General features: G+C 33.4%; 23 protein-coding genes. 17 read left to right on the forward strand and 6 right to left on the reverse strand.

Features of this window, described 5'->3' with window-relative positions:
* Positions 1 to 16: 16 nt before the first annotated feature.
* Together KQI85_RS05330 and KQI85_RS05335 are read left to right on the forward strand one after the other, a co-directional pair.
* The gene (locus KQI85_RS05330; RefSeq protein ID WP_216575064.1) at positions 17 to 478 is read left to right on the forward strand and encodes a JAB domain-containing protein; all 462 of its coding nucleotides are present in this window, start codon (positions 17 to 19) and stop codon (positions 476 to 478) included.
* A gap of 18 nt (positions 479 to 496) precedes the next feature.
* Positions 497 to 1,018, forward strand: a complete 522-nt coding sequence (locus KQI85_RS05335; protein WP_216575065.1) for a J domain-containing protein — start codon at positions 497 to 499, stop codon at positions 1,016 to 1,018.
* Between the two features lie 238 nt (positions 1,019 to 1,256).
* Here the strand turns inward: KQI85_RS05335 and KQI85_RS05340 are convergent, their stop codons facing one another.
* Positions 1,257 to 1,535 (reverse strand): helix-turn-helix transcriptional regulator, encoded by a 279-nt coding sequence (locus tag KQI85_RS05340; RefSeq protein ID WP_216575066.1) that lies wholly within the window; start codon positions 1,533 to 1,535, stop codon positions 1,257 to 1,259.
* 240 nt (positions 1,536 to 1,775) lie between these two features.
* Between KQI85_RS05340 and KQI85_RS05345 the strand changes: the two genes are divergently transcribed.
* From KQI85_RS05345 to KQI85_RS05355, 3 genes are all read left to right on the forward strand, one after another.
* On the forward strand, positions 1,776 to 3,218 hold the full coding sequence (locus KQI85_RS05345) for a nuclease-related domain-containing protein (RefSeq protein ID WP_216575067.1): 1,443 nt from the start codon (positions 1,776 to 1,778) through the stop codon (positions 3,216 to 3,218).
* Positions 3,219 to 3,239: 21 nt separating this feature from the next.
* The gene (locus KQI85_RS05350) at positions 3,240 to 4,031 is read left to right on the forward strand and encodes a hypothetical protein (protein ID WP_216575068.1); all 792 of its coding nucleotides are present in this window, start codon (positions 3,240 to 3,242) and stop codon (positions 4,029 to 4,031) included.
* Between the two features lie 71 nt (positions 4,032 to 4,102).
* Positions 4,103 to 5,062 carry a hypothetical protein gene (locus tag KQI85_RS05355; protein ID WP_216575069.1) on the forward strand — a complete coding sequence of 320 codons (960 nt, stop codon included), beginning with the start codon at positions 4,103 to 4,105 and terminating at the stop codon, positions 5,060 to 5,062.
* 50 nt (positions 5,063 to 5,112) lie between these two features.
* Here the strand turns inward: KQI85_RS05355 and KQI85_RS05360 are convergent, their stop codons facing one another.
* From KQI85_RS05360 to KQI85_RS05380, 5 genes are all read right to left on the reverse strand, one after another.
* Entirely contained in the window at positions 5,113 to 5,352 is a 240-nt protein-coding gene (locus KQI85_RS05360; protein ID WP_216575070.1) for a hypothetical protein, read from the reverse strand.
* 91 nt (positions 5,353 to 5,443) lie between these two features.
* The gene (locus KQI85_RS05365; RefSeq protein ID WP_216575071.1) at positions 5,444 to 6,112 is read right to left on the reverse strand and encodes a hypothetical protein; all 669 of its coding nucleotides are present in this window, start codon (positions 6,110 to 6,112) and stop codon (positions 5,444 to 5,446) included.
* A gap of 3 nt (positions 6,113 to 6,115) precedes the next feature.
* Complete coding sequence (locus KQI85_RS05370; RefSeq protein ID WP_216575072.1) at positions 6,116 to 6,871, reverse strand: hypothetical protein; 756 nt, start codon at positions 6,869 to 6,871, stop codon at positions 6,116 to 6,118.
* Positions 6,872 to 7,031: 160 nt separating this feature from the next.
* Positions 7,032 to 8,132, reverse strand: a complete 1,101-nt coding sequence (locus tag KQI85_RS05375) for a hypothetical protein (RefSeq protein WP_216575073.1) — start codon at positions 8,130 to 8,132, stop codon at positions 7,032 to 7,034.
* Between the two features lie 25 nt (positions 8,133 to 8,157).
* On the reverse strand, positions 8,158 to 8,763 hold the full coding sequence (locus tag KQI85_RS05380) for a hypothetical protein (protein WP_216575074.1): 606 nt from the start codon (positions 8,761 to 8,763) through the stop codon (positions 8,158 to 8,160).
* Between the two features lie 1,191 nt (positions 8,764 to 9,954).
* On the opposite strand from KQI85_RS05380, the gene KQI85_RS05385 reads away from it, so the two are divergent.
* The 12 genes from KQI85_RS05385 to KQI85_RS05440 all read left to right on the forward strand — a co-directional run bounded on the left by KQI85_RS05385 (position 9,955) and on the right by KQI85_RS05440 (position 22,118).
* Positions 9,955 to 10,323 (forward strand): hypothetical protein, encoded by a 369-nt coding sequence (locus tag KQI85_RS05385; protein ID WP_216575075.1) that lies wholly within the window; start codon positions 9,955 to 9,957, stop codon positions 10,321 to 10,323.
* 129 nt (positions 10,324 to 10,452) lie between these two features.
* A complete protein-coding gene (locus KQI85_RS05390; protein ID WP_216575076.1) occupies positions 10,453 to 11,136 on the forward strand; it encodes a hypothetical protein in 684 nt (227 codons plus the stop codon).
* Positions 11,137 to 11,212: 76 nt separating this feature from the next.
* Positions 11,213 to 11,377: a hypothetical protein gene (locus tag KQI85_RS05395; RefSeq protein ID WP_216575077.1), complete on the forward strand. Its 165-nt coding sequence runs from the start codon at positions 11,213 to 11,215 to the stop codon at positions 11,375 to 11,377.
* 268 nt (positions 11,378 to 11,645) lie between these two features.
* Positions 11,646 to 12,293, forward strand: a complete 648-nt coding sequence (locus tag KQI85_RS05400) for a hypothetical protein (RefSeq protein WP_216575078.1) — start codon at positions 11,646 to 11,648, stop codon at positions 12,291 to 12,293.
* Between the two features lie 410 nt (positions 12,294 to 12,703).
* Positions 12,704 to 13,618, forward strand: coding sequence for a hypothetical protein (locus KQI85_RS05405; RefSeq protein ID WP_216575079.1), 915 nt, complete (start codon positions 12,704 to 12,706; stop codon positions 13,616 to 13,618).
* Between the two features lie 30 nt (positions 13,619 to 13,648).
* A complete protein-coding gene (locus KQI85_RS05410; RefSeq protein WP_216575080.1) occupies positions 13,649 to 14,266 on the forward strand; it encodes a DUF2971 domain-containing protein in 618 nt (205 codons plus the stop codon).
* A 904-nt stretch (positions 14,267 to 15,170) separates the two neighbouring features.
* The gene (locus KQI85_RS05415; RefSeq protein WP_216575081.1) at positions 15,171 to 15,998 is read left to right on the forward strand and encodes a hypothetical protein; all 828 of its coding nucleotides are present in this window, start codon (positions 15,171 to 15,173) and stop codon (positions 15,996 to 15,998) included.
* Between the two features lie 419 nt (positions 15,999 to 16,417).
* Complete coding sequence (gene trpS / locus KQI85_RS05420) at positions 16,418 to 17,509, forward strand: tryptophan--tRNA ligase (RefSeq protein ID WP_216575082.1); 1,092 nt, start codon at positions 16,418 to 16,420, stop codon at positions 17,507 to 17,509.
* Positions 17,510 to 17,563: 54 nt separating this feature from the next.
* The gene (gene srtB, locus KQI85_RS05425) at positions 17,564 to 18,520 is read left to right on the forward strand and encodes a class B sortase (protein WP_216575083.1); all 957 of its coding nucleotides are present in this window, start codon (positions 17,564 to 17,566) and stop codon (positions 18,518 to 18,520) included.
* Positions 18,521 to 18,912: 392 nt separating this feature from the next.
* Positions 18,913 to 21,030, forward strand: a complete 2,118-nt coding sequence (locus tag KQI85_RS05430) for a glutamine synthetase III (protein WP_216575127.1) — start codon at positions 18,913 to 18,915, stop codon at positions 21,028 to 21,030.
* Positions 21,031 to 21,237: 207 nt separating this feature from the next.
* Positions 21,238 to 21,600, forward strand: coding sequence for a helix-turn-helix transcriptional regulator (locus KQI85_RS05435; RefSeq protein ID WP_216575084.1), 363 nt, complete (start codon positions 21,238 to 21,240; stop codon positions 21,598 to 21,600).
* The gene (locus KQI85_RS05440) at positions 21,597 to 22,118 is read left to right on the forward strand and encodes an ImmA/IrrE family metallo-endopeptidase (RefSeq protein ID WP_216575085.1); all 522 of its coding nucleotides are present in this window, start codon (positions 21,597 to 21,599) and stop codon (positions 22,116 to 22,118) included. The genes KQI85_RS05435 and KQI85_RS05440 overlap by 4 nt, the downstream gene beginning before the upstream one ends.
* Positions 22,119 to 22,283 lie beyond the last annotated feature (165 nt).

Genomic DNA, 22,283 nt, shown 5'->3' on the forward strand with positions numbered 1-22,283 from the left:
GTGAGGTACATAGATAATGAAAATAACATTTTATGATACAAGGATTACAGATGATTACCACATGGTGCTGGTGGAAGAAAAAGCATTGGAATGTGATAAAAAGAGCATAACCAATTCAGCAGATGTTGCAGAAATGATGCAGTTATTAGAGATGGATAAATTAGGAGAAGAGCATTGCTATTTGCTTGCTCTCAATACAAAAGGCATGGTGCTTGGTATCTTCTTGTTATCAAAAGGAACAATAGATATGAGCCTTCTGGGAATAAGGGAGATATACATAAGGGCATTATTAGCAGGTGCATCCAGAATTATACTGTGCCATAATCATCCATCCAAAGATTGTACTCCTAGTGAAAAGGATATAGTGAACACAAAAAAAGTGAAAGATGCTGGAGATATTATGGGTGTTGAGTTATTGGACCATATAGTAATTGGTGGACCATCTTATTTTAGTTTCATGGAACATGATATGTTGTGAAAGAGAGGTGCATAGATTATGAAATGGTTCAATCAGCAAGATTTAAAAGATGTTAATACACTAAGAGCTGCATATAAAAGACTGCTTATCAAATATCATCCAGACAATAATAAGAATGATACGACCGACATGATGCAGGAGATAAATGCAGAATATGATAAACTCTTTGAGCAGATTAAATATGCATATGAGAGTTCAGAATCCTATACAAATCAAACAGACCGCCAAAAACAGGCATATGATTGGGAAAAGGATAAACAGCTTAGAGCAATCATAGCAGCATTATCAAAATTTGCAGGTCTTGAGATTGAGCTTTGTGGCACATGGGTATATGTAAGAGGTGAGACCTATCCATATAGGAAAGAACTGAAGGATTTAGGTCTTAGATTTAATCCTCATAAGGGATGCTGGATAATACACTATGATGATTATTATAAATACCATAAAAAGTCAGCATCAATGTCACATATCAGGGATAAATATGGTTCTGTGATAATCCAGACAGATGCAAGAGAGGAAAGAAGACTAGAAAAATGCTAATAAATCAGTTGATTTTTCATTATTTGGAATAATTTTTTCAGTGCTATCTATAATATAGTAACCCCACAAAGAGGGGGAGCCCGGTAAGGGCTGCAACCTGTAATGCAAAAAAGTAGATAGTTGGTGGTGACAGTACCTAAACAGTCACAATTCAAAAGGATTCACTTCATGCTGCCTTAGACGGCGCAGGTTAGCTGAAAATGTAAAATAAGCCTTAAACAATCTCAAGAAGAGAAGTTTAGGGCTTATTTTTTTTGTGTCTGCTTTTCCGGTCCTCAATTTCCTGCTTTCTTAGAGCAAGCTCTTCCTGTTCTTCTTTAGAAGCCTCAAATTTTAAAATATCTTCCACCGAGCAGTCAAGTATCAGACACAACTCATTAAGGGTTGGAGTGCTGATTGCTTCATTATGCCGCATTCTCCTGAGAGTGTTGCTTGAGATACCCCAATAATAGATGAGCTGATAAGCGGTCAATCCCCTTTTTTCCATAGTAGTCCAAAATGGCTCATAGTTTATCATGCCAAATCGCCTCCTTTAGAAAATGTGTGTAATAAGTTACTTATATTATTTTAGTGTGTGGGTAATTAGTTGAAAATCAGTCAAATATTGCAAGGGTAAGATATTGAATATATAAGCCTTGCACATTATCCATAAGGTGCGCTATAATGGTACCATAGACATAAGGGTAATATATTGAACATACAAAATAGGAAATGAGTGAGCTCTTATGGAAAATAACTAACGAAGGGGAAGAGCATAATGGGAATTGTAGATGCCATAGGCACTGGAGTAAGAAAGCTATACACCGAAAGGAAAGCTATTGAAGATTTTAACAAAATAAAAAAGGAAAGTGGACTAAATGAGCAGGATTGGAATGCAAGATGGGAAACTGTCAGCGGTTATCCTGTAGAAGTGCAGACTGTTCTTGAAGCCAAAAATGAAGACCATGTCAAATTATATGATAAGGATAAGGAGGATGTGTGGGCCATACAGGGTGAAACCAAGCAGCTATTGAATGAAGAGGTTCCAGAAATTTTCTGGATTGATTTTTTCAAGACCATCCAGCTGTTTACATGTCAGCCAATAGAGGTAATATTCCAGACTAAAAAGCCTAAAAAAATTCCAATGGACAGGCTGCTGTATGATATCAGGAACTTTTTGTATGGAGCAGAATCAAACAGAGATATTCAGTTAGATACCCAGATAATCTTTAACAATTTTGAAAATCTCATTGATGATACAGACAAACATGTAAGGATTGCCCAGAAGGGAAAAAATGGGGAAGATTATGTAGGGCAGGTGTTAAGGCAGTATGGAAACAAATTCCATTTTCTGGAAAATGTAGTCATTCCAGCATATGAAGAGACTGGTGATACATCAGAAACAGATGTGTATATAGTGAACAGCAAGGGCGTTTTTGTATGTGAGGTAAAGAACTATGGTGATTCTGGTCAGGTACTTTACATGCCAGATAATGGAGAATGGAAACTGTTTAATGAGCATGGAAGGCTGATTGCAAACAAGCCATCTGCATTTGTACAGAATGAGAGGCATTGCAATGCAACAAGGAGCTTCATCAAAGAACATCTGGGAATAGATGTTCCGATTTATTCAGTTGTCATTATTGCAAATGATAATGTGCGGATAGAAAATGAAAATCCTCAGAAGCATATAGTTATCAGGGCACAGCAGATTGGAGAGTTGGTGAAATGCTTTGAGGATGCCATTGATGAAGAGACACAACAGCAGATAGTTGATGCATTTGAAGAAAATAAGCTTGACCCAAATGATTTCCCAGTAAAGATAAATGCAGACAGGGCAAGATATTTACAGAAGTGGGTAAAAGAATATATCCCATACCTGAAAGAAAATGTGAAGATGGCAAATGCTTATGAGAAGAGGGTCAGTACACAGAACAAAATCACATGGGCTATCACAATTGTGCTTGCAATTATGACTATGATACCACTTGTATTAGAGGGAGAAGGACTTGTCATATTTTTTGGAATATTAGCATGGGGTGCAGGTTTTGTAGCCAATACAAAACTTTCAACAGTTTTTGCAATAGCAGCAATTATTCTGCTCCCAGTCTGGATAATTACATTTAAACCAGCACTCGGAGCACTTGGAATTGCATGTATATTTATCAGCTTTTTACTCATTGATAGAGCAGATAAGAGAAATCAGGAAAACAATCAATAATAGAATTATGGAGGAAAATAAATGATGAAAAAAAGAACTTTATTTTTAACACTTACACTAACTATGGCAATGTCCGTGACTTCACTTACTGGATGTGGAACTCAAGCAAAAGCAACTTATGATGAAAATGAAGAAGCATCTACAATGGAAGAAGAGGTCATTGTAGCAAATGATAGTACAAAAGATTCTACAGAAGAAACAGAATCAGTTGAAAATGATATTCCAAGTACAACTTATGGAGATTTGGTTGTTTATAATGATGCAATTAAGACTGATTATGAAGTAGATTTAGAAACATTTCAACCATCTGATGAAGAATATACATTATCTGACAATGTAGACATTTACTACACTGATGGATGGCAAGCTGGCTATTTGAAAAAGGGTGCAACAATTTCTGTATATGATGTTTCAACTGATTGGATTAGAATTTATAATCCTGAAAAAACAGATACATTTACAATTGATTTCCTTTTAGTAAAAGCAGGAGATTTGTCAAAATCAACATCAAGTGATGTTACAACAAACGCAGAAGCAGCATTTACACAAGATGAAGTGTTAAAAGCAATTCAAGAAAGATTTTCTAATAAAGATATGGGATATGAACTTCTTAATGCTCCTGAATCAGATATGCAAAAAGCTGAATTTAGTGTAAGCAAAACAGAGACAATTCCAACTTCAATTGTAGACTCTTATTTATATGCTAAATTAAATTTGAGCGATTATACAAAATTCTACATTGAAGAAAATGGAGAAGACAATGAAAATTATAACTTTGTAATCTATTACAAAGATTTATACCAAGCTGAATAAAACTGAATAACCTTCCTATTTTTTGGAAGGTTATTTATTTTCTATAATAAAATTGAAAGGAGAAATTATTTATGAAAAATAGAAAATTACTAATTTTATTTATGAGCATTAGTATGTTATTAGCAGGTTGTGGAACCAATACTACTAATAACATTGAAGAAACAGAAACAATTGAAACAAGCAAAAATGATTTAAGTGTCGTAGACACAGAGGTGCAGGACACTGAATCTAGTGAAGAACAAGAATTAAAATTAAAAGAATATGATTATTCTTTTGAAGATAGAAGTATTTCAATAATTGGAACTCCTATTTTAGACTCTTCAACTTTCCAAGAAGATATACAAGAAATTCATTTAAAAGATAGTGTTGATTTATATATTGATGAAAATTTAAAAGTTGGATATACCAAACCTGATATTGATATTTATATTTTAGGAAAAACAGATGGATGGTATTCTTTACAAGTTGGAGACAAAAGGCGTTTTGCTAAAATGGATGAAGTGGATAAATCTATAGAGCAGTCCAATGAATCTAGTGATTCAAATGAAGAGTCTAAAACACAAGAATCTTCTTCAACTAGTGAGACTACCAAGAAAGAAACTTCAAATAAAAAAGATACTACAAGTACAAAAAATGAGAGTACTAATACTAACAATAACACAAGCAACAATAATACCTCTAATACAGCAAAACAAGAGCAACCTACAAATAGTGAACCTAAAGTAGAAGAAACTCAACCACAAGAACAACCAACTACAAGCAATAAATATACACCAGAAGAAGCCATTGCTTATTATCGCTCACAAGTAGAAGCTCAAGGTATGCAATGGGACCCTAGTATTAAAGCTGAAGCATCATGGGGAACTGGATGGATTCCATTAAGTAAAGATGAATTGAATGCTGATTACATTTCAAATGCAATGGCAGGGTATAATTATGGAGATGGAACAGGAAATCCCAAAAGATTATATTATATAGAAGTTACTGGAAGTGATGAAAATTATGTTTACATTACAGAATGGGTTGCTTAAATAAACATAATTTATAAAAAAGAATTCTCAATTGAGAACTCTTTTTTAAATTATTGAACAATATGAACAATACTATCATCTGCTCCTGTAGACTTGATTGTGTAACCAAGTTCAATTGCATCACCTATATATCTATTTTGTATTGTGTTTGGATAATCAAATGGTGTTGCTGCTACAATAGGAGTCCAAATAATAACACTGTGTTCTCCTTTGGCTTTTACATCATATGAACCTTCTACTATACCAGGTGTTTTTACATCAGGTGCAAGTTGGTTTGTATAGAATTTCATATTTTGGAAACTACTTGATACTCCATTTTCTACACTCTTACTCATTGTGTAAGTAATTGTTGTTGTAGAGAAATCTTTACTATAAGAAACTTTAATTTTTGAAATTCCAATCCATTCTTGTATATTTATTTGGAACAGGGATATTGTGTGCCTTGCAATCATCTTTCATCTTTTGAAAGAAGCTGTAGAAAGCACAAGCAAAGGCATCTGCCATGTGGTTGTTGTAGAGGAGCTTTTCATCCTTAGTCCATGAAAAAGCTGCCTGGCAAATAGTATCTTTTTCTGCATTTCCATCCCCTGTAAGGCAATATTTAATTGCCTTGGGTGGAATAGGCTTATAGGTATGGTGCAACTGATAAGCCATGAGTGAAATGATATTTGTTGTTGCCTGTGCAGCAAGCACTGATTGCAGTCTTTTACTTGATGTGACAGGAATTACCTCAAATGTCAGACATTCAACATTCTTGTGGGAGAAGAGGTTAAAATACTGATTACAAAGGAATATCTGCTTATCAATCTGAGACCATAATTTTGCAAGGTCATTTTCATAATAATAGGCATCATTATATTTAAAATCTACGACCGCGCCATTTTTCTGTATTAATTCCAAGCTGGCAAAGGCATTGTTTGTAACTCCTGAATCCATGCCAATCATAATAGATGGCTCATCTATTGCATTGTAAGGCAGATAGCATTGTAAAGGAAAAGCATCTGGAATAGCTTGTGTTCTTTCAATATTTTTCTTTTGTGTATAAGACATAAGTTATTTTCCTCCTGAATGCTTTCTTCTAGTGTCTCCTGTGAGTATGGAGAGAGGTTTGCTCTTGGTATGGATAATCATATGTGGTTCAAAATAATTTTTGATATGTTCTTCCAATTCCTGCAATTGCTCCTTTGCCATAGAATAATTTCTTGTCTTGCCAGGCAAGAGGATAACAGATAAGTCAACATGATTTTTATGTAGGTCAATGCTCTTGATAATCAATCTACAATCAGGATTATCAAAGAAAGCACTAAACCAATGGTTAGCAGGGTAATCATTTTTTTCTGCATAGAAGCTATTATTTAAACCATAGCCAAGGGCATTGTCAAAGTAATTCATATAGGCAAGGGCAGTATCTCCTCTATGCAACAATGCAGGGTAGACCATATTTATATATTTAAAGAAGGTAGATGGTGTAAGTGGTTCTGGGGCATATACATTAAAGAAAATATCATGCTTTGCTTCCTCTTTTAAGGAAAGTAGATATTTGATAATGCCTTCATCCTGTGCAGTAACCTTTTTATCCCATGTTGCATAGAAATCTGGTGTAACAATAAAATGCTTGTATTCTATAAGCTGCTCCTGCTCTATAAGGTCTAAGATTGCAAAGTCCACTTGCTTTTGGTTATTACATTCAAATAGGTCTGTTACCATTTTGATAAGCTGGCTTTTTCTAATAGGTCTATTGATAGTGGTGCAGATAGTGAGGAGCATGGCTCCTAAATCTGTTAATTCTAATGTTTTAGTATTTTTCATAGGTTTTCAATTCCTTTCTTTTCTCATCTATGTAAAATGTCATTTTATAAAATGGCATATTATAAAATTTGGTGTGTGCAAAATAAAATATGGTGTGCATGAAATAAAATCTTATTACTAGATTATGTTATTTTGTGAGCAATGGATTTTATGTTATGTTTTAGCTTTGCGGTCTTAAATTGTATTTATCAAAAATATCCATGCTCTTGTATGTTGCACTGATATTCTCCCAATATTGGGGAAGTAAGCCCACATTTTTCATGGCATAAAATTTTTTGCTATATCCGGACATCTCCTGATTATAGAAATCATAGGCCTCAATGGATTCATCTTTGGATAGATGGTCTACTCTATCCTTGTCCCATACATAAATAGTAGCTTCTAAGAACAAATCCTTAAACTTGCAATATCTGTTTAACATTAGATATATGAAAGAAAGATTTTGATAGAGTTTTTTCACATTAATGTTATTATTGGTATCAAAGAATGCAACCTTGATAGTATCAGGTGTCACATCTTCAATTACAAATCCCTGTTTGTGGAAATTATTAAGGTTATAAAAATATTTGCTCTTTTCAACATCTGATGTATAAGAGTTTCTCTCGGTATCTCGCTGTATTTTGGCTTTACATTTTTGTAATTGTAAGTCCTGTTTTAATTGGTTGCAGATGTAAGCATCTTTTTCATAAGCGGCAATCTCATAATCTCTAGTAAAATCATAATCAAGGGCAATCCCTTGTTTTGTACATACATCTTTGAATCTCTCATAAAAATCAAAGGTGTTGCATTGGTTGCCTGGTAATAGAATATTAGAGGAAGACCAATACAAATAGGATAGAAGATTATCCTCTGATATTAAAAGGTTTCTTTGCTTCATATCAGGAATCAAATGCTGGATAATATATTCCACCTTAAAAATCTGATTATAGACCTTGGCATTTGTGAAATTTAATGCAGGCACATCACCAGTTGTTTCTTTACTATAAAAGTAACTTCTGGGGTATTTACTAAGATAGAGCATTTGTGTCTTGCATGGCTTTTGAATTTGCACCTGAAGAAGGAAGCCATTCACTATTAGTTCAGCAATGGAAAATTCAACATCTGTAATATCTGCATCTGGGTGTAACATGCAGTAGAGAACCTTTAGCTGCTTTCTCAATAACATATCTCCTAATGTATGCACAAGTGAGATTAAATATTTGTGCTTATCAAATAGAGCTTCTTTTTGTTCATTGGTTAATTTATGTGTTGTGTGTTTCATTTGTATTTTCATCTCCTTTATAAGTTTATGTGTGTACAAATGTGACTTCTACAGAGAGAAGCTCACATGTCATGGTTTTAGATTCTATCTCTTCATTTCCATAGCTATCTGTTGTAATTTCAATTGCTTCCCAAGTACCTTGTTCTGTTTTATAGATGATGTCTGGCATACTCAATTGATTGTTCTGCAAGGCCTCCACAAGCTCTTGATAATGGTCATGTTCTTGCTTATCAAGGTACTCTTGTAAGCGGTCCTCTATAAAGGGGAGCAATTCTCTTTCTGATAAGCAGGAATCCAATTCCTTTTTGCTTAGATTGTTTACAAGGTACTCAGATACCTTTGCATTATGGGAAGAGGCATTGGCATTTGAAATAAAATGCTTAGTGTGGCATTCCTGTCTGCAGAAGTCCTTGCCTTTGTTTCCTAGTTCAAAGTAGGTTCTTATGCCATTACCATTTTTATCTACAACAGATGTTTCTTTGATAAGTCCTGCATGGAGATAGGACTTGATGCGATTGTCTGTAATCTCCATTTTATGGAAGGTATCTCTATCCATTGCTCCAGATTTAGCAAGGATGCTCATGGTCCTTCGGTCTTTTGGATAGACATGTTTTAATGGTATATATTTCATGTTGTATCATCTCCTTTGTATATTTTTGGGGCAGATGATGCCCCCTGTTCGTTAGAACAGCACTTCTAAAACAAAATGCTTTTCATGTACTGATTGATTTTATGAAGAGAGACCGAGCGAACCAAGGCACCAAAAAAGGTTGCCCGTAGGGTGAGCCAGCGGCTCCCTTTTTGTTCTGGTGCTGAAGGCGGAACTTTGAAAACTTTTAGTTTTCATTGTGGAGGCGAGGTCTCTCTACTCCATTACTCTTGTTTATCATTATTTTTTATAGCAAGTAGCTGCGTATTATGAAAAGTCCCTCATTTTTTAACTACTTAATGTATTGTAGATGTTTGTGGTAATGATTATTCTGAAAAAATGCACTATCAAAGAAAAATGCTGCTAAGAAGAAAAAGAGGTTTGCAACTGTATGTGAGAGGTGGCAGTCTGCTAAGAAATTTTTTCATAGACAGATACTGCATATGTACCAAGATGCAATAGCTTTTTCTTTCTTAGAAGCATATTTTGTTTAACCAAAATAATCCTTATTATTAAATACAAAAATTGGGGGGGTAAAATTAGCATAAAAATCCATCAAACCATTGATTTTACTAGGGTTAGAAGCGTTTTTGCCGTAGAAAAAGTTTTGTCTACAAGCTATGAGAAAAGTTTTTTATGAATATAAAAATTATTTTTGTGAATATTTTATAAATATAAAAAGATTTTGTTGAAAGAAATTGTAAAAAATATACAAAACTTCATTGACAAGTGCATTCCAATATGATATGATAAACATGTAAAGGAGATAAGACCTTTACATAAAATAAAATTAACAGACATTACATTAGGAAGGTCATATAGATTCTATAGTTTACTAGAGAAGCTATTATGACATTGTTGAAAAAAGAATACGCATACCATATGGAAAATATTTAGTTGATATTTTCTATTGTAGTTGTGGATTCTAATTTCATTTTCTTAGTGTAATGTCTTTTTTTTATTTTAAATCATGTAATGTCTGTTTAATTTTGAGATTTTCCATTGGAATACATGGGAAATATGGACTTTGACAACTTCATAAAGATTTCATGGGAGCCTGCTTCTCATTCTCCAAGGAGCAATGGAATCCTTATTTATACATAACAAAGACTGTTATGTCAGGAGTTTCACTCCTGCAAACATGTAAAAGAAAAAATTAAGGAGGTATTCATTATGAATGTAACAACTACAATTAGAAACTTAAAAAATGGCAAAGCAACAGAGTGCTGCGCAGAGATAACGGGTGTGGGGCGAGTTATAAGCCTTTCATTGAGTAATGATGAGTTTTATCAATCACCAAATGAATATAGGGAACTGATAAAAATTTTGAAAGAATGCATAGAGGAAGATTTACAAGAGTATGATAAGTTTCTACTAAAGAATCCAGACCTATTTGCTATGGAAAGACAATATATATGGAATCCTAGCTATTATGGAAAGAATTATATGTGCGGGCAAATCCAAACAGTTAGTTTACATACATTATTTGGTGGTAAACATAGTGATGCTATAGAAAAAATAGTGCGAATTTTATGTGGATAGATAATAGAAGCACTAAAGGGTAATGGAAACATGATGACATGGATATGGCATCATAGGAAAAAGTTGAAACAATATAATTGATAAATTGCTGTCCTATCGGCGATACGGGGAGAAAAGGAGACAAACATTATGTATAGTAATATAAATTTAGCCGCTCTTGAAGGAGCACTCAAGGATGCAATAAACAAGAAAATTAAAAAAGTGGATTATGATGCTTCTATTGATAAATATGGTACTTTATATGTTGCTGATATTTTGGCATCTGTATTAGGAGTAGAGGTAGAAAGAAAAGAGTTTTGTTGGCAGGCACAAGTTTTGTGTGATTTTTGTACTTGCACATTGAACGTTGGTCTAACTCAAATTGAAATTACAAAAGGCAAAAACATTAGTACTGTTATTGGAGAAATTCTTGCGGCTGTTAGTGATGAATATCATGGAAAGTGCTATGAAAAAAGCTATTGTACTTTCAATGATGAAGGTATAGGTATTCTCTACACCCCAGATGAAAATATCTTAGAGAAAATGTCAATTGAGGAATTGATTACATACTTAAATGAGGATAGATACTGCGATGATAAGTTTGTCGAATTGATGCGTTCTTATGGGTATGAAATCAAAACAGGTGAGCATCCAGATATTGGAGAAGCATTGTATATTGATGTTTCAAAATATGTAAAAGATGCAAAAGTATGGCTTCAAGAAGCAAACAGACAGCACACAATCTATCGAAGAATTGATAGAAGAAGTAGATTGGATGTATTATATCTTCTTCATATAATAAAATTCGAGAATATATGGTCGGATGAAATTTAAGAAATGAATATGGGTTTTAACACTCTTTCCCACACAAAAAAGAGTGGCTAATAAAAATAATGGGAGGTAAATCTATATGAGAAAGAAACAATGGCTTTTGGTTTGTATGCGTTCGCTACATGACTTACTTGAATTTTACTTAGAAAATCCTTTTGATGAGGATACACATATGCAGTTAAATGATGGCTTAACAGATACCTTCGATGCAATGCATAGTTATTTCATGGACCGCGACATATAACATGGTTCTTGGTGTTCTCCATTTAAAAGAGTATCATATAAAAATATAACAATTAAAAATAGAAATTTGCTTCTAAGAGAGAAAATGAAGGCTGTACATATGGAGATGGCATAACACCAGTAAAAAAATTTGTTTATGGTAGCAGCTTATACCCAAATAAGAACACTAAACATTTCTTTCTTAGAAGCAGGTATTTAATTTCACATGGGGCAGCCATTTTATTATAGAAAGGCATATACAACAAGGAACCAGGAAGGAGAAGATTTTTATGGAGTGTAGAAGTGAAAAAACAAGACAATATATTGTTGATAATTATAATGTGGTGCCAGTGGCACATATCCAGTTGTTAAATGGTCAGACAAAGCATAGTGATGCAGGTCAGACCATAGAAAATGATTATTACATCTTTGAAGCTACAAGCAAGGTAAATGGCAAGAAAGAGATAATCCAATGTGGGATGACCGCAGCTAGAGATTTCCTTAAGAAAATAAATCATGAGGGATTACCATTGTTTAATCCTTTACATGGAGAGGGAGAAATAGGGAAGAAAGGCAACAAGACCTCTGGAGGTAATGAATCCAAGGAAGTGAAGTGGAATCCAGTTGCAAAACAACTATATAATGCAATCATGTGGGTGATTGTAATTATAGATGCCAAACCAAACACCGCAATATATGAGGTCAAGGAAAAGGTGTGGAAATTTAAAAGCTATGAGCCATTTCCAAGTCAAGTGAAAGCTGTAAATACTATAATAGGAAAGAATATAGTTGGGAAAACATTGACCGAAGCCATTGATGAGCTTAGACATGATAATGATATTAGAGATGAAATGTGTCAGTTTGGCAAGCTAGTAGACATTATCATGCATTATGTTGATAAAGAAGGCAATGCCGTAGAGATTGAGCCTAAGTTTTAAAAATAAAAATTGCTCCTAAGAAGAAAAGTGTGGAAGAGGATATATGCATAGTAGCAATAGTTTACTAAGAAATTTTTTGATGGCAATTTGTTACATATATATGAAGCAATATCCTTTTCTTTCTTAGAAGCGTAATTTATTTAAAGGCATCTTATATATATGATTTTAGACCACTTTTTTTATGCGGCAAAAAGCCCTCAACAATACATAAATACTAGCTTTGAGGAGGATTGGAAATCGGGAAAGGGTTTCCCGATTTCCAATGCTAATATAATGGAGAAATCATTGGAATGGAATAATGTTCTCAGATGAAATGAGGTAATAAGGATATAAGAGATTTTACTGCAAAAGCTTTTGTGTTATAATGTGCATGTATTGTTGAGGTTTTATATGATAGTGAGGAGAAGTGAATGCTACCAGTTTATTTAGATGTTCCTAAAGAGGCAAAAAAAATAATTAATAAAAACATTGGATATATGTTTGAACTCTTAAAATGTACATGTGAGGGGTTAAGTTATGTTGAGGTGTTAGATAGTATTTATCCTTCTTATATTTTAGATATAAAACTTGAGAAGTGTGTACAAACAATAAGAGAGCTATATAATATGACACAGGATAATTACGAAAGGGAATCGTTGGCACCATTTTATGAATGGACACTGTATCATACCATTTTATGGTGGATTGATGTGACAGATGAAAACGAATTGGAGTTAGATGAGGTTCCAAGAAGATATTGTGTGGATGAATGTGGTGTAGATAGGTATGATGATATCAATAATATAAAAAATTATATTGATTTTTTATTTCAAGATTGGGATTTTTTAGATTTAGAAATTATTTATTCAATATATAAAGACAAACCTCAGTTATTGGAAAAATTTTTTCATATAGATGTAGAAAATTATCTTGAACTGATGCCAAATGATATAGTTGAAGAATGTCAAAAAATGAAAGAGAGGAGAGAAACTAATATGGATGAAAAAAATAATACAATATTTAATATAAGTGGAGGACAAGTTAATTTTGCAAAGGATAATGCAAATATTAATGCAATACAAAATAATGGAACAAATGCTGATGAACTAGATAACATAATAAAAGGGATAATGGAAAATATACATGATTTAGACAAAGAAAATGCTGATAAGATTTTGGATATAGTAGAATTGGCAAAAGAAGAATTAAGTAAGCCAGAACCAAAGCAGAGTAGGATAAAAAATTGTTTGGCATTGATTGCACAAACTTTTACGATAGCTAACGGCATTCCAACATTGGCTGGTAATTTATATAAATTGAAAGATTTTATGATGAAATTTATATAAGATAAGTATATGCAAAGGCAGTATAAATAGATGGAATTTAACGAATGGAGAAATCGGTATAAAAATAGAAATGATATTTCATCCAGATTAACGCATTTAACAAAAGCAGATACAGTTGATGGGGCATTTCAGACATTGCTAAAAATACTTGAAGATAAAGTTGTTATTGGAAGTACAACTGAAAAAGGATTTATTATAGGTGATACACCAGCGGTATGCCTACAAGAAGCACCTTTAAATGCTATTGCAGAAAATTTGTTGTATGAAAAGAAATTAAGAGAGGATGAAAAGGGGAAGGTTAGATACAACGCATTTGGTATACGCTTTAATAAGGTTTGGATATATAAAATGGGTGGAAGACCTGTAATCTATGAAGAAAAGGAATTGATGAAGTCTATATTACCAAAGGATGAGTATTGGAGAATTGTCAATTATGATTTGAATAATAGAGAGTATATGATTGATTGGACACATGAAAGAGAATGGAGGGTTCCGGGAAATATAGAATTTAATTATAAGGATATTGAGGTGTTAGTACCGTCAAATAAATATTATAAAAAATTTATAGAATATTGTATTAAAAATGAAAAATTAGATATGTTGCAAGAGATAAATGGAATAGTAGTTCTTAATACCATATTTTACTAGAATTAAATGTTAAAATATGCCCTCGACAAAAGGCTAGTAGCTCGGTATAATACCCATACAAGGTCAAATTCTCCATATCCCAAGGCAATGCCCTTTATCCTCAAGGGGCAAAAATCTTTAGCCTAGGGAATGAATAAAATAACGAGAAAATAAAGACCTTGTAGAGCGGAAAAACCGTTCTATGAGGTCTTTTTCTTTTACTTAAAACCATGGAGAAAGCCTTGAAAATAGAGGAATATCGAGAGATAAGAGAGAAGAAAGAGAGAGTAAGCCAAGACCTTGAAGGAAGTCCTAAAATGCCTTGAAAGAGAAAATAGGTGAGGATAAAGGATTTTGCCTTTTGAGGATAAAGAGGGTTGCCTGAATATAATTGAATTAGGACAAAGCATTTATCTCCAATGGGCATAATTCTCGCCCTGGGGAATGAATAAAATAACGAAAAATCAAAGACCTTATGGAGCAGAAAATGTTCTATAAGGTCTTTTTTCTTTTTTTCTTTTTTCTTAGTGCGACAGCACCTTAATCTTGATATATATTCTTGTTGATTTAGAGTGATATTACATTGAAAATGCCATGGAGTTATGAGAAAATCGAAAGAAGTCATTGATTTCTTGGAAAGAAGGGCTAAGCCATATGAGTATTGTTGATTTTATCGCAGTGGTAAGCCTCGGATTAACCTGCTTTGGATTAGGGTTTCCTTTGGTAAGGATAATAATAAGACACAAAAATAGCCGCCCCGACCTAGCAAGTTGAGCGACTATTTTTAGTTAATCTAATAGTGTATAGTGTGCATATATGCACGTTAAAGTATCTGATATAAAAAACTAATAGTTGTATGAGTATAAAAGTTATGTTAAAATGTATTAAAAATGTTTAAACAAATACATAGGAGGAGTAAAATAAAATGGCATTTTGTAATAATTGTGGAAGACCTTTAAAAGAAGGTGAAGTTTGTACATGTCAAAGTGGACAGGGACAGACATTTGCAACAGGAGACAATCAGGGACAGGTAAATAACGGACAGACAATTAATTATCAGGGACAGCAGGCTAACCAGAATATGAATTATAACGGACAGCAGGCTAACCAGAATATGAACAATGGTGGAGCACAGGGACAGAATATGAATTATAACGGACCTAAGATGAATCCACAGAGTCAGGCAATTATTAATGATGTTAAGACACTCGCACTTGGTGTTGTAAAAGCACCAGTAGAGACTGTGAATGCATTTATGCAGGCAAAGACATTTGTATTATCAGCTATACTAATTGTATTAGCAGGTCTTATAGATGGTATCTTAGGACTTATTAAACTAGCATCAAGTGATTATTCAAAATATTATAAAGCAAAAGATTTCTTAGCATCATTTTTTAATGATGTACTTGGTGAAGCAGCAGCAGCAGCTTTATTTGCATTAGTAATCTGGCTTGTAGTATCACAGATATACAAAACAACAGTTGGATATGATAAAGCAATTACAGTATTTGCATTAAGAGAGATAGCAGGAATTCCAGCAGCAATAATAAGCTGGGTATTACGTCTTTTCAAGATTAGCTTTTTCACAGAATTAGCTTCATGTGTAACAGCAGTAGCCGGAGCTTTCTCAGCAATATTAATGTATTATGCAATAAGAAGTATACTTGGCAAAGAAAAAGAATCAGCATTCACATATGCTTTTGCAGCAATCGGAACATCAATTGGATATTATCTTATAGCGTTAATGTTCTAATGCAAAATATCAGCCGCACATCTTGACAATAGATGTAGCGGCTGATATTATAACAAGTGATAAATTTGCTTTTATAAATAAAAACTGTTGACTAAGAGTAGTAGGTATCATTTTATAATTCACAGAGAGCTGTAGTTGGTGAGAAGCAGTAATTAGAAGATACTGAATGGACTTATGAGGGCGGCCCGAACCGTAAGAAGTAGGCGTCGACGGATATTCAGACCGTTATTCTGAAAGCATATGTCAGTATGTTAATTTAATGATTTTTGGTGGCAATCAGAACTCTTATCCAATGCGGGTAAGAGTTTTTTTAATACCATTTTTGAACAAAAATTAACAGATGATTTTAATACTAAGTTTTAGTATAAACGTATAGTTGTATTTAGTTAAGTAATATTAAATTTTGGAGGAAAAAAGATATGGAAAAGATAATTTTAACAGGAGACAGACCAACAGGTAAATTACATGTAGGTCATTATGTAGGTTCATTAAAGAGAAGAGTAGAATTACAAAACTCAGGACAGTTTGATAAGATATTTATTATGATTGCTGATGCACAGGCACTTACAGATAATGCAGACAATCCTGAAAAAGTAAGACAGAATATAATTGAAGTTGCACTTGATTATCTGTCATGCGGAATTGATCCTGAAAAAGCTACAATCTTCATTCAGTCACAAGTTCCAGAACTTACAGAATTATCATTCTATTACATGAATCTTGTAACAGTATCAAGATTACAACGTAATCCTACAGTAAAATCAGAGATTCAGATGAGAAACTTTGAAGCAAGTATTCCAGTAGGCTTCTTCACATATCCAATAAGCCAGGCTGCAGATATAACAGCTTTCAAAGCAACAACAGTTCCAGTAGGAGAAGATCAGCTTCCAATGCTTGAACAGACTAAAGAGATAGTAAGAAAGTTCAATCAGGTATATGGCGATACACTTATCGAGCCAGATATCCTTTTACCAGATAATAAAGCATGTTTAAGACTTCCTGGTACAGATGGTAAAGCTAAGATGAGTAAGTCACTTAATAACTGTATATATCTGTCTGATTCAAAAGAAGAAGTAAAACAGAAGATTATGTCAATGTATACAGATCCTAATCATCTTAAAGTATCAGATCCAGGTCAGGTTGAAGGTAATGCTGTATTTACATATCTTGATGCATTCAGTAAACCAGAACACTTTGAAAAATATCTTCCTGAATATAAAGATCTTGACGAATTAAAAGCACATTATACAAGAGGTGGTCTTGGTGATGTTAAAGTCAAGAGATTCCTTAATGCAGTTCTTGAAGAAGAATTAGAGCCAATTCGTGCAAGAAGAAAAGAATATGAAAAAGATATTCCTAATGTATATAGAATATTAAGAGAAGGAAGTATAGAAGCTGAAAAAGTTGCTGCACAGACATTAAAAGAAGTAAAAGATTCAATGAAGATTAACTACTTTGATGATGAAGAACTTATCAAAGCTCAGGCACTTCGTTACAATGCACAGGACTAATAAGAATATCAGATAGTCATAAAGACGATAAAAAATTAAGGATTAGGGGTTTTTATGGATAAAGATAATGAGAATACAGTTGAGAAAAAAGAAGATATTAGTAATGCAATAAAAACAGAAGTTAAATCAGAAGATAGCAATAAATCAGAAGATAGTATTGAATCAAAAGATAGCAATAAATCGGAAGATAGTATTAAATCAGAAGATAGCAAAAAAAACAGTAAGGTTGGCAATATAATCAGATATGTTGTAATGGCAGTTGCATTATGTGTCTTCTGCTATTCAGCATATGAACTTATATCCATATATAGTGAATATAGGGAAGGCGAACAAGAATATAGTGACCTTACAGATAAGGTATTCGAGACAAAAGAGACTGTAAAAGAGACAGTAACACTATCAGATGGTGAGACAGTTGCTGATACAGTTGAAGTTACACAGCCGGAAGAAGAATTTATATTTGACTTTGACAGTCTATATAATATTAATAATGATGCCTGTGGCTGGATTCTTATTAATGGAACGCAGATAAGTTATCCACTTGTACAGGGAAGTGATAATGATTATTATCTCACTCATACAATTAATGGAACATATAATGGTGCAGGAACAATATTCCTTGATGCAAGAGTAGAGAATGGATTTGAAGCTGATAATGCAATTATATATGGTCACAATATGAAGAATGGGACTATGTTTGGAGAACTTAAGAGATATAAGTCACAGGACTACTATAATGAGCATAGTATAATAGATATATTTACACAGGAAGGAATGTACTGTTATAACATTGTAGCAACAGCGGTAGTAGATCCTGCAGATCAGATGATATATACATATGATTTTACAGATGAATCACATTTTACAGCTTATAGAGATTATATAAATAGCATAAAACTGTATGATACCGGGGTAAGCATATATTCAGATGACAGGCTTATAACACTATCCACTTGTACAGGAGATTCAACACAGCGTTTCGTAGTTATTGCTAAAAGGGTTAAAAATTGATTTAATGGACTTTAACATTTTAACTTAACAAAATTAAATGCCATAGACTTAATTTTGTTAAGTTAAATGTTCTAAAAGCTAAATATAATTAAAAAAAACTATTATTAATGAAACTTATAAAAAACGATTAATTAATTAAATAAATTATTTTTCAAAAATAGCTTGCATTTTGTTTGAAAATGGTTTATTTTATTAACAGTGGAAACATTAAGAAAGCAAAATAAGATTTGCACATCAGTGTATTTACAATTAGAACGAAGGCGTTCCTACTAAGCTAGGAGTGCCTATTTTTATGCAAAAGTATGTGTAATATGTTTTCATTTGAGAGAATAAAAATATTTTGGATATTTATTTTTATGAAAAAATTGATAAAGTTGAAAGGAATGAAGAATATGAGCGAAGCATTTAACGTTGAAGAAATTTTTGGACAGAACGTATTTACTCTTAAGAAGATGAAAGAACGTCTTCCTAAAAAAACATTTGCTGAAGTAAAGAGAGTTATGGAATTTGGTGGAGAATTATCACTTCAGACAGCAGATGTAGTTGCAAAGGCAATGAAAGACTGGGCAGTAGAGAATGGAGCAACACATTATACACACTGGTTCCAGCCATTAACAGGTATCACAGCTGAGAAGCATGATGCTTTCGTTACACATCCAGATGCAGACGGAACAATGATTACAGAATTCTCAGGAAAAGAATTAATAAAAGGTGAACCAGATGCATCATCATTCCCATCAGGTGGTCTTCGTGCTACATTCGAAGCAAGAGGATATACAGCATGGGATATCACATCACCTGCTTTCTTAAAAGAAGATGCAACAGGTGTAATTCTTTGTATTCCTACAGCTTTCTGTTCATATAAAGGTGAAGCACTTGATAAGAAGACTCCATTACTAAGATCAATGGAAGCTATCAGTGAGCAGGCTTTACGTATCGTAAGATTATTTGGTAACACAGGAGCTACAAAAGTAACAGCTTCAGTTGGACCAGAACAGGAATATTTCCTTGTTGACAGAGAAAAATATCTACAGAGAAAAGATTTAATATATGCAGGCCGTACATTATTCGGTGCTCCAGCTCCAAAAGGACAGGAGATGGATGATCATTACTTTGGTGTAATTAGAGAACGTGTTGGTGCATACATGAAAGACTTAAATAATGAGTTATGGAAACTTGGTGTTACAGCTAAGACACAGCATAACGAAGTTGCTCCTGCACAGCATGAACTTGCACCAGTATATGAGACAGCTAATATTGCAGTTGACCACAATCAGTTAATTATGGAGACTATGAAGAAAGTAGCTCATAGACATGGTCTTGCTTGTCTTCTTCATGAGAAACCATTCGCAGGTGTTAATGGTTCAGGTAAGCATGATAACTGGTCACTTACAACAGACAATGGCGTTAACTTATTAGAGCCAGGTGAGACACCTAATGAGAATATTCAGTTCTTATTAGTTCTTGCATGTATCGTAAAAGCAGTTGATATTCATGCAGATTTACTTCGTCAGTCAGCATCAGATGTTGGTAATGATCACAGACTTGGAGCTAATGAAGCACCACCAGCTATTATCTCAATGTTCCTTGGCGAACAGTTAGATGATGTTGTAAGACAGCTTGTTGAGACAGGTGAAGCTGCATCATGTAAAGAAGGCGGAAGATTAGAGACAGGTGTTAGTACACTTCCTGATCTGTTAAAAGATGCAACAGACAGAAACAGAACATCACCATTCGCATTCACAGGTAACAAATTCGAATTCCGTATGGTTGGTTCAGCAGACTCAATCGCAAGCCCTAATACAACACTTAATGCAATCGTAGCAGAAGCATTCTGTGAAGCAGCTGATATCCTTGAAAAAGCAGATGACTTCGATATGGCTGTACATGATTTAATTAAGAAATATCTTTCAGAGCACCAGAGAATTATCTTCAATGGTAATGGATATTCAGATGAATGGGTAGCAGAAGCTGAGAGAAGAGGACTTCCAAATATCAAATCAATGGTTGCTGCTGTTGAGACACTTACAACAGATAAGTCAGTTAAATTATTTGAGAGATTCGGAATCTTTACAAAAGCAGAACTCGAATCAAGAGCAGAAGTATTATATGAGACATATGCTAAGACAATCAATATTGAAGCATTAACAATGGTTGATATGGCTTCAAAACAGATAATACCTGCTGTTATTACATACGCAACAGAGCTTGCAACTTCAATTAATGAAGTAACAGCAGCTTTACCAGATGCAGATGTAAGCGTTCAGACAGAATTACTTACAGAGACACAGGCACTTCTTAGTGATACAAAAGTTGCACTTGCAAAACTTACAGATGTTCAGGCTAAAGGTGCAGCAATGCCAGATGGTAAAGAACAGGCTGAATATTACAGAGATGTTGTTAAGACAGCAATGGATGAATTAAGAGCACCTGTTGATAAACTTGAGATGATTGTAGACAAAGAGATTTGGCCACTTCCATCATATGGCGATTTAATGTTTGAAGTATAATATAGAAGATTAATAGTATCTTATATACCCTGTAAATATGATTAATGTGAAGACAGAACCGGATTATATGGTTCTGTCTTTTGCGTTTACAATAAAAAAATTAACAAAAAGATGAAAAAAATCAACCTTGTGGTTGACAAAAAGCTTTTTGATTGATATAATGATAATGTAAGAAAGAAAGGAGCAATATATAAGGAGGGTACAAGTATGGCAACAGAATTAGGAAAATTTTTAAAAAAACTTCGTATAGATCGAGGTGAAGTGCTTAAGCACATGGCAGAAAAATTAAAAGTTACATCATCATTTTTATCTGCTGTAGAAAATGGAAAGAAGAGGATGCCTAGTGCATGGATGGAAACCATAATTGATTTATATGAATTAGATGAACAAAAAATAATTGATTTTGAAAAAGCGATTGCTAAAACTGAAGAAAATGTTGAAATGAATATATCAAATTTACCAGTGCCAAATAAAGAAATAGCGGTTTCTTTTGCGAGAAAATTTCAGGATTTTGATGAAATAGAAATTGAACAAATTAGAAAAATTATGGAAGGAGCAAAGCGACGATGACATGTTATAAAGCACAAGGGGTATCTAGAAAAGATATACGACGGTTTGTTAAAAAAATCAAGAAGTTAGTGGGACTAGAAAATGAATTATATTTTCCAATAGTAGAATTTTTAGAAAATATATTGCCAGAAATCATTCCGGATTTTCAATTGGAAATTTTACCACGGTTGGTTATGGGAGATAAACATGGAGAAACCTTTCCTAATAGAAATATAATAAGAATTAGGGAAGATGTATATGATCGAGCAGTCGAAGGTGGAGAAAGAGATAGAATGACAATAGCTCATGAGATAGGACATTTATTTATGCATGAGGAAGAAAATATTTCACTGTGTCGTATGAATTCAAAACAGAGATTACCAGCTTATGAAGATCCAGAATGGCAGGCAGATGCATTTGGAGGTGAATTATTAGCTTCATCGTATCTTATAGAAGGAATGTCTCCTTGTGATGTGAGAGATAAATGCGGGGTAACGATATCAGCTGCACGTGTTCAGTTGAATGCTCTACATAAATAAAAAGTATTAAGGCAGGTGATGTAGTATTGAGTGTATTATAAGTTAAGTAATGTAATTAATATGAAACATTTCTACCAAAAATGTATCATATTTTAACCAATTGGGGATACGAATGCCCTCCAAACAAGTTAGGCTTCTTATCCTCATAAACAAAAAAATAAACTA

Source organism: Falcatimonas sp. MSJ-15 (genome assembly GCF_018918265.1).
Lineage (GTDB): Bacteria > Bacillota > Clostridia > Lachnospirales > Lachnospiraceae > Falcatimonas.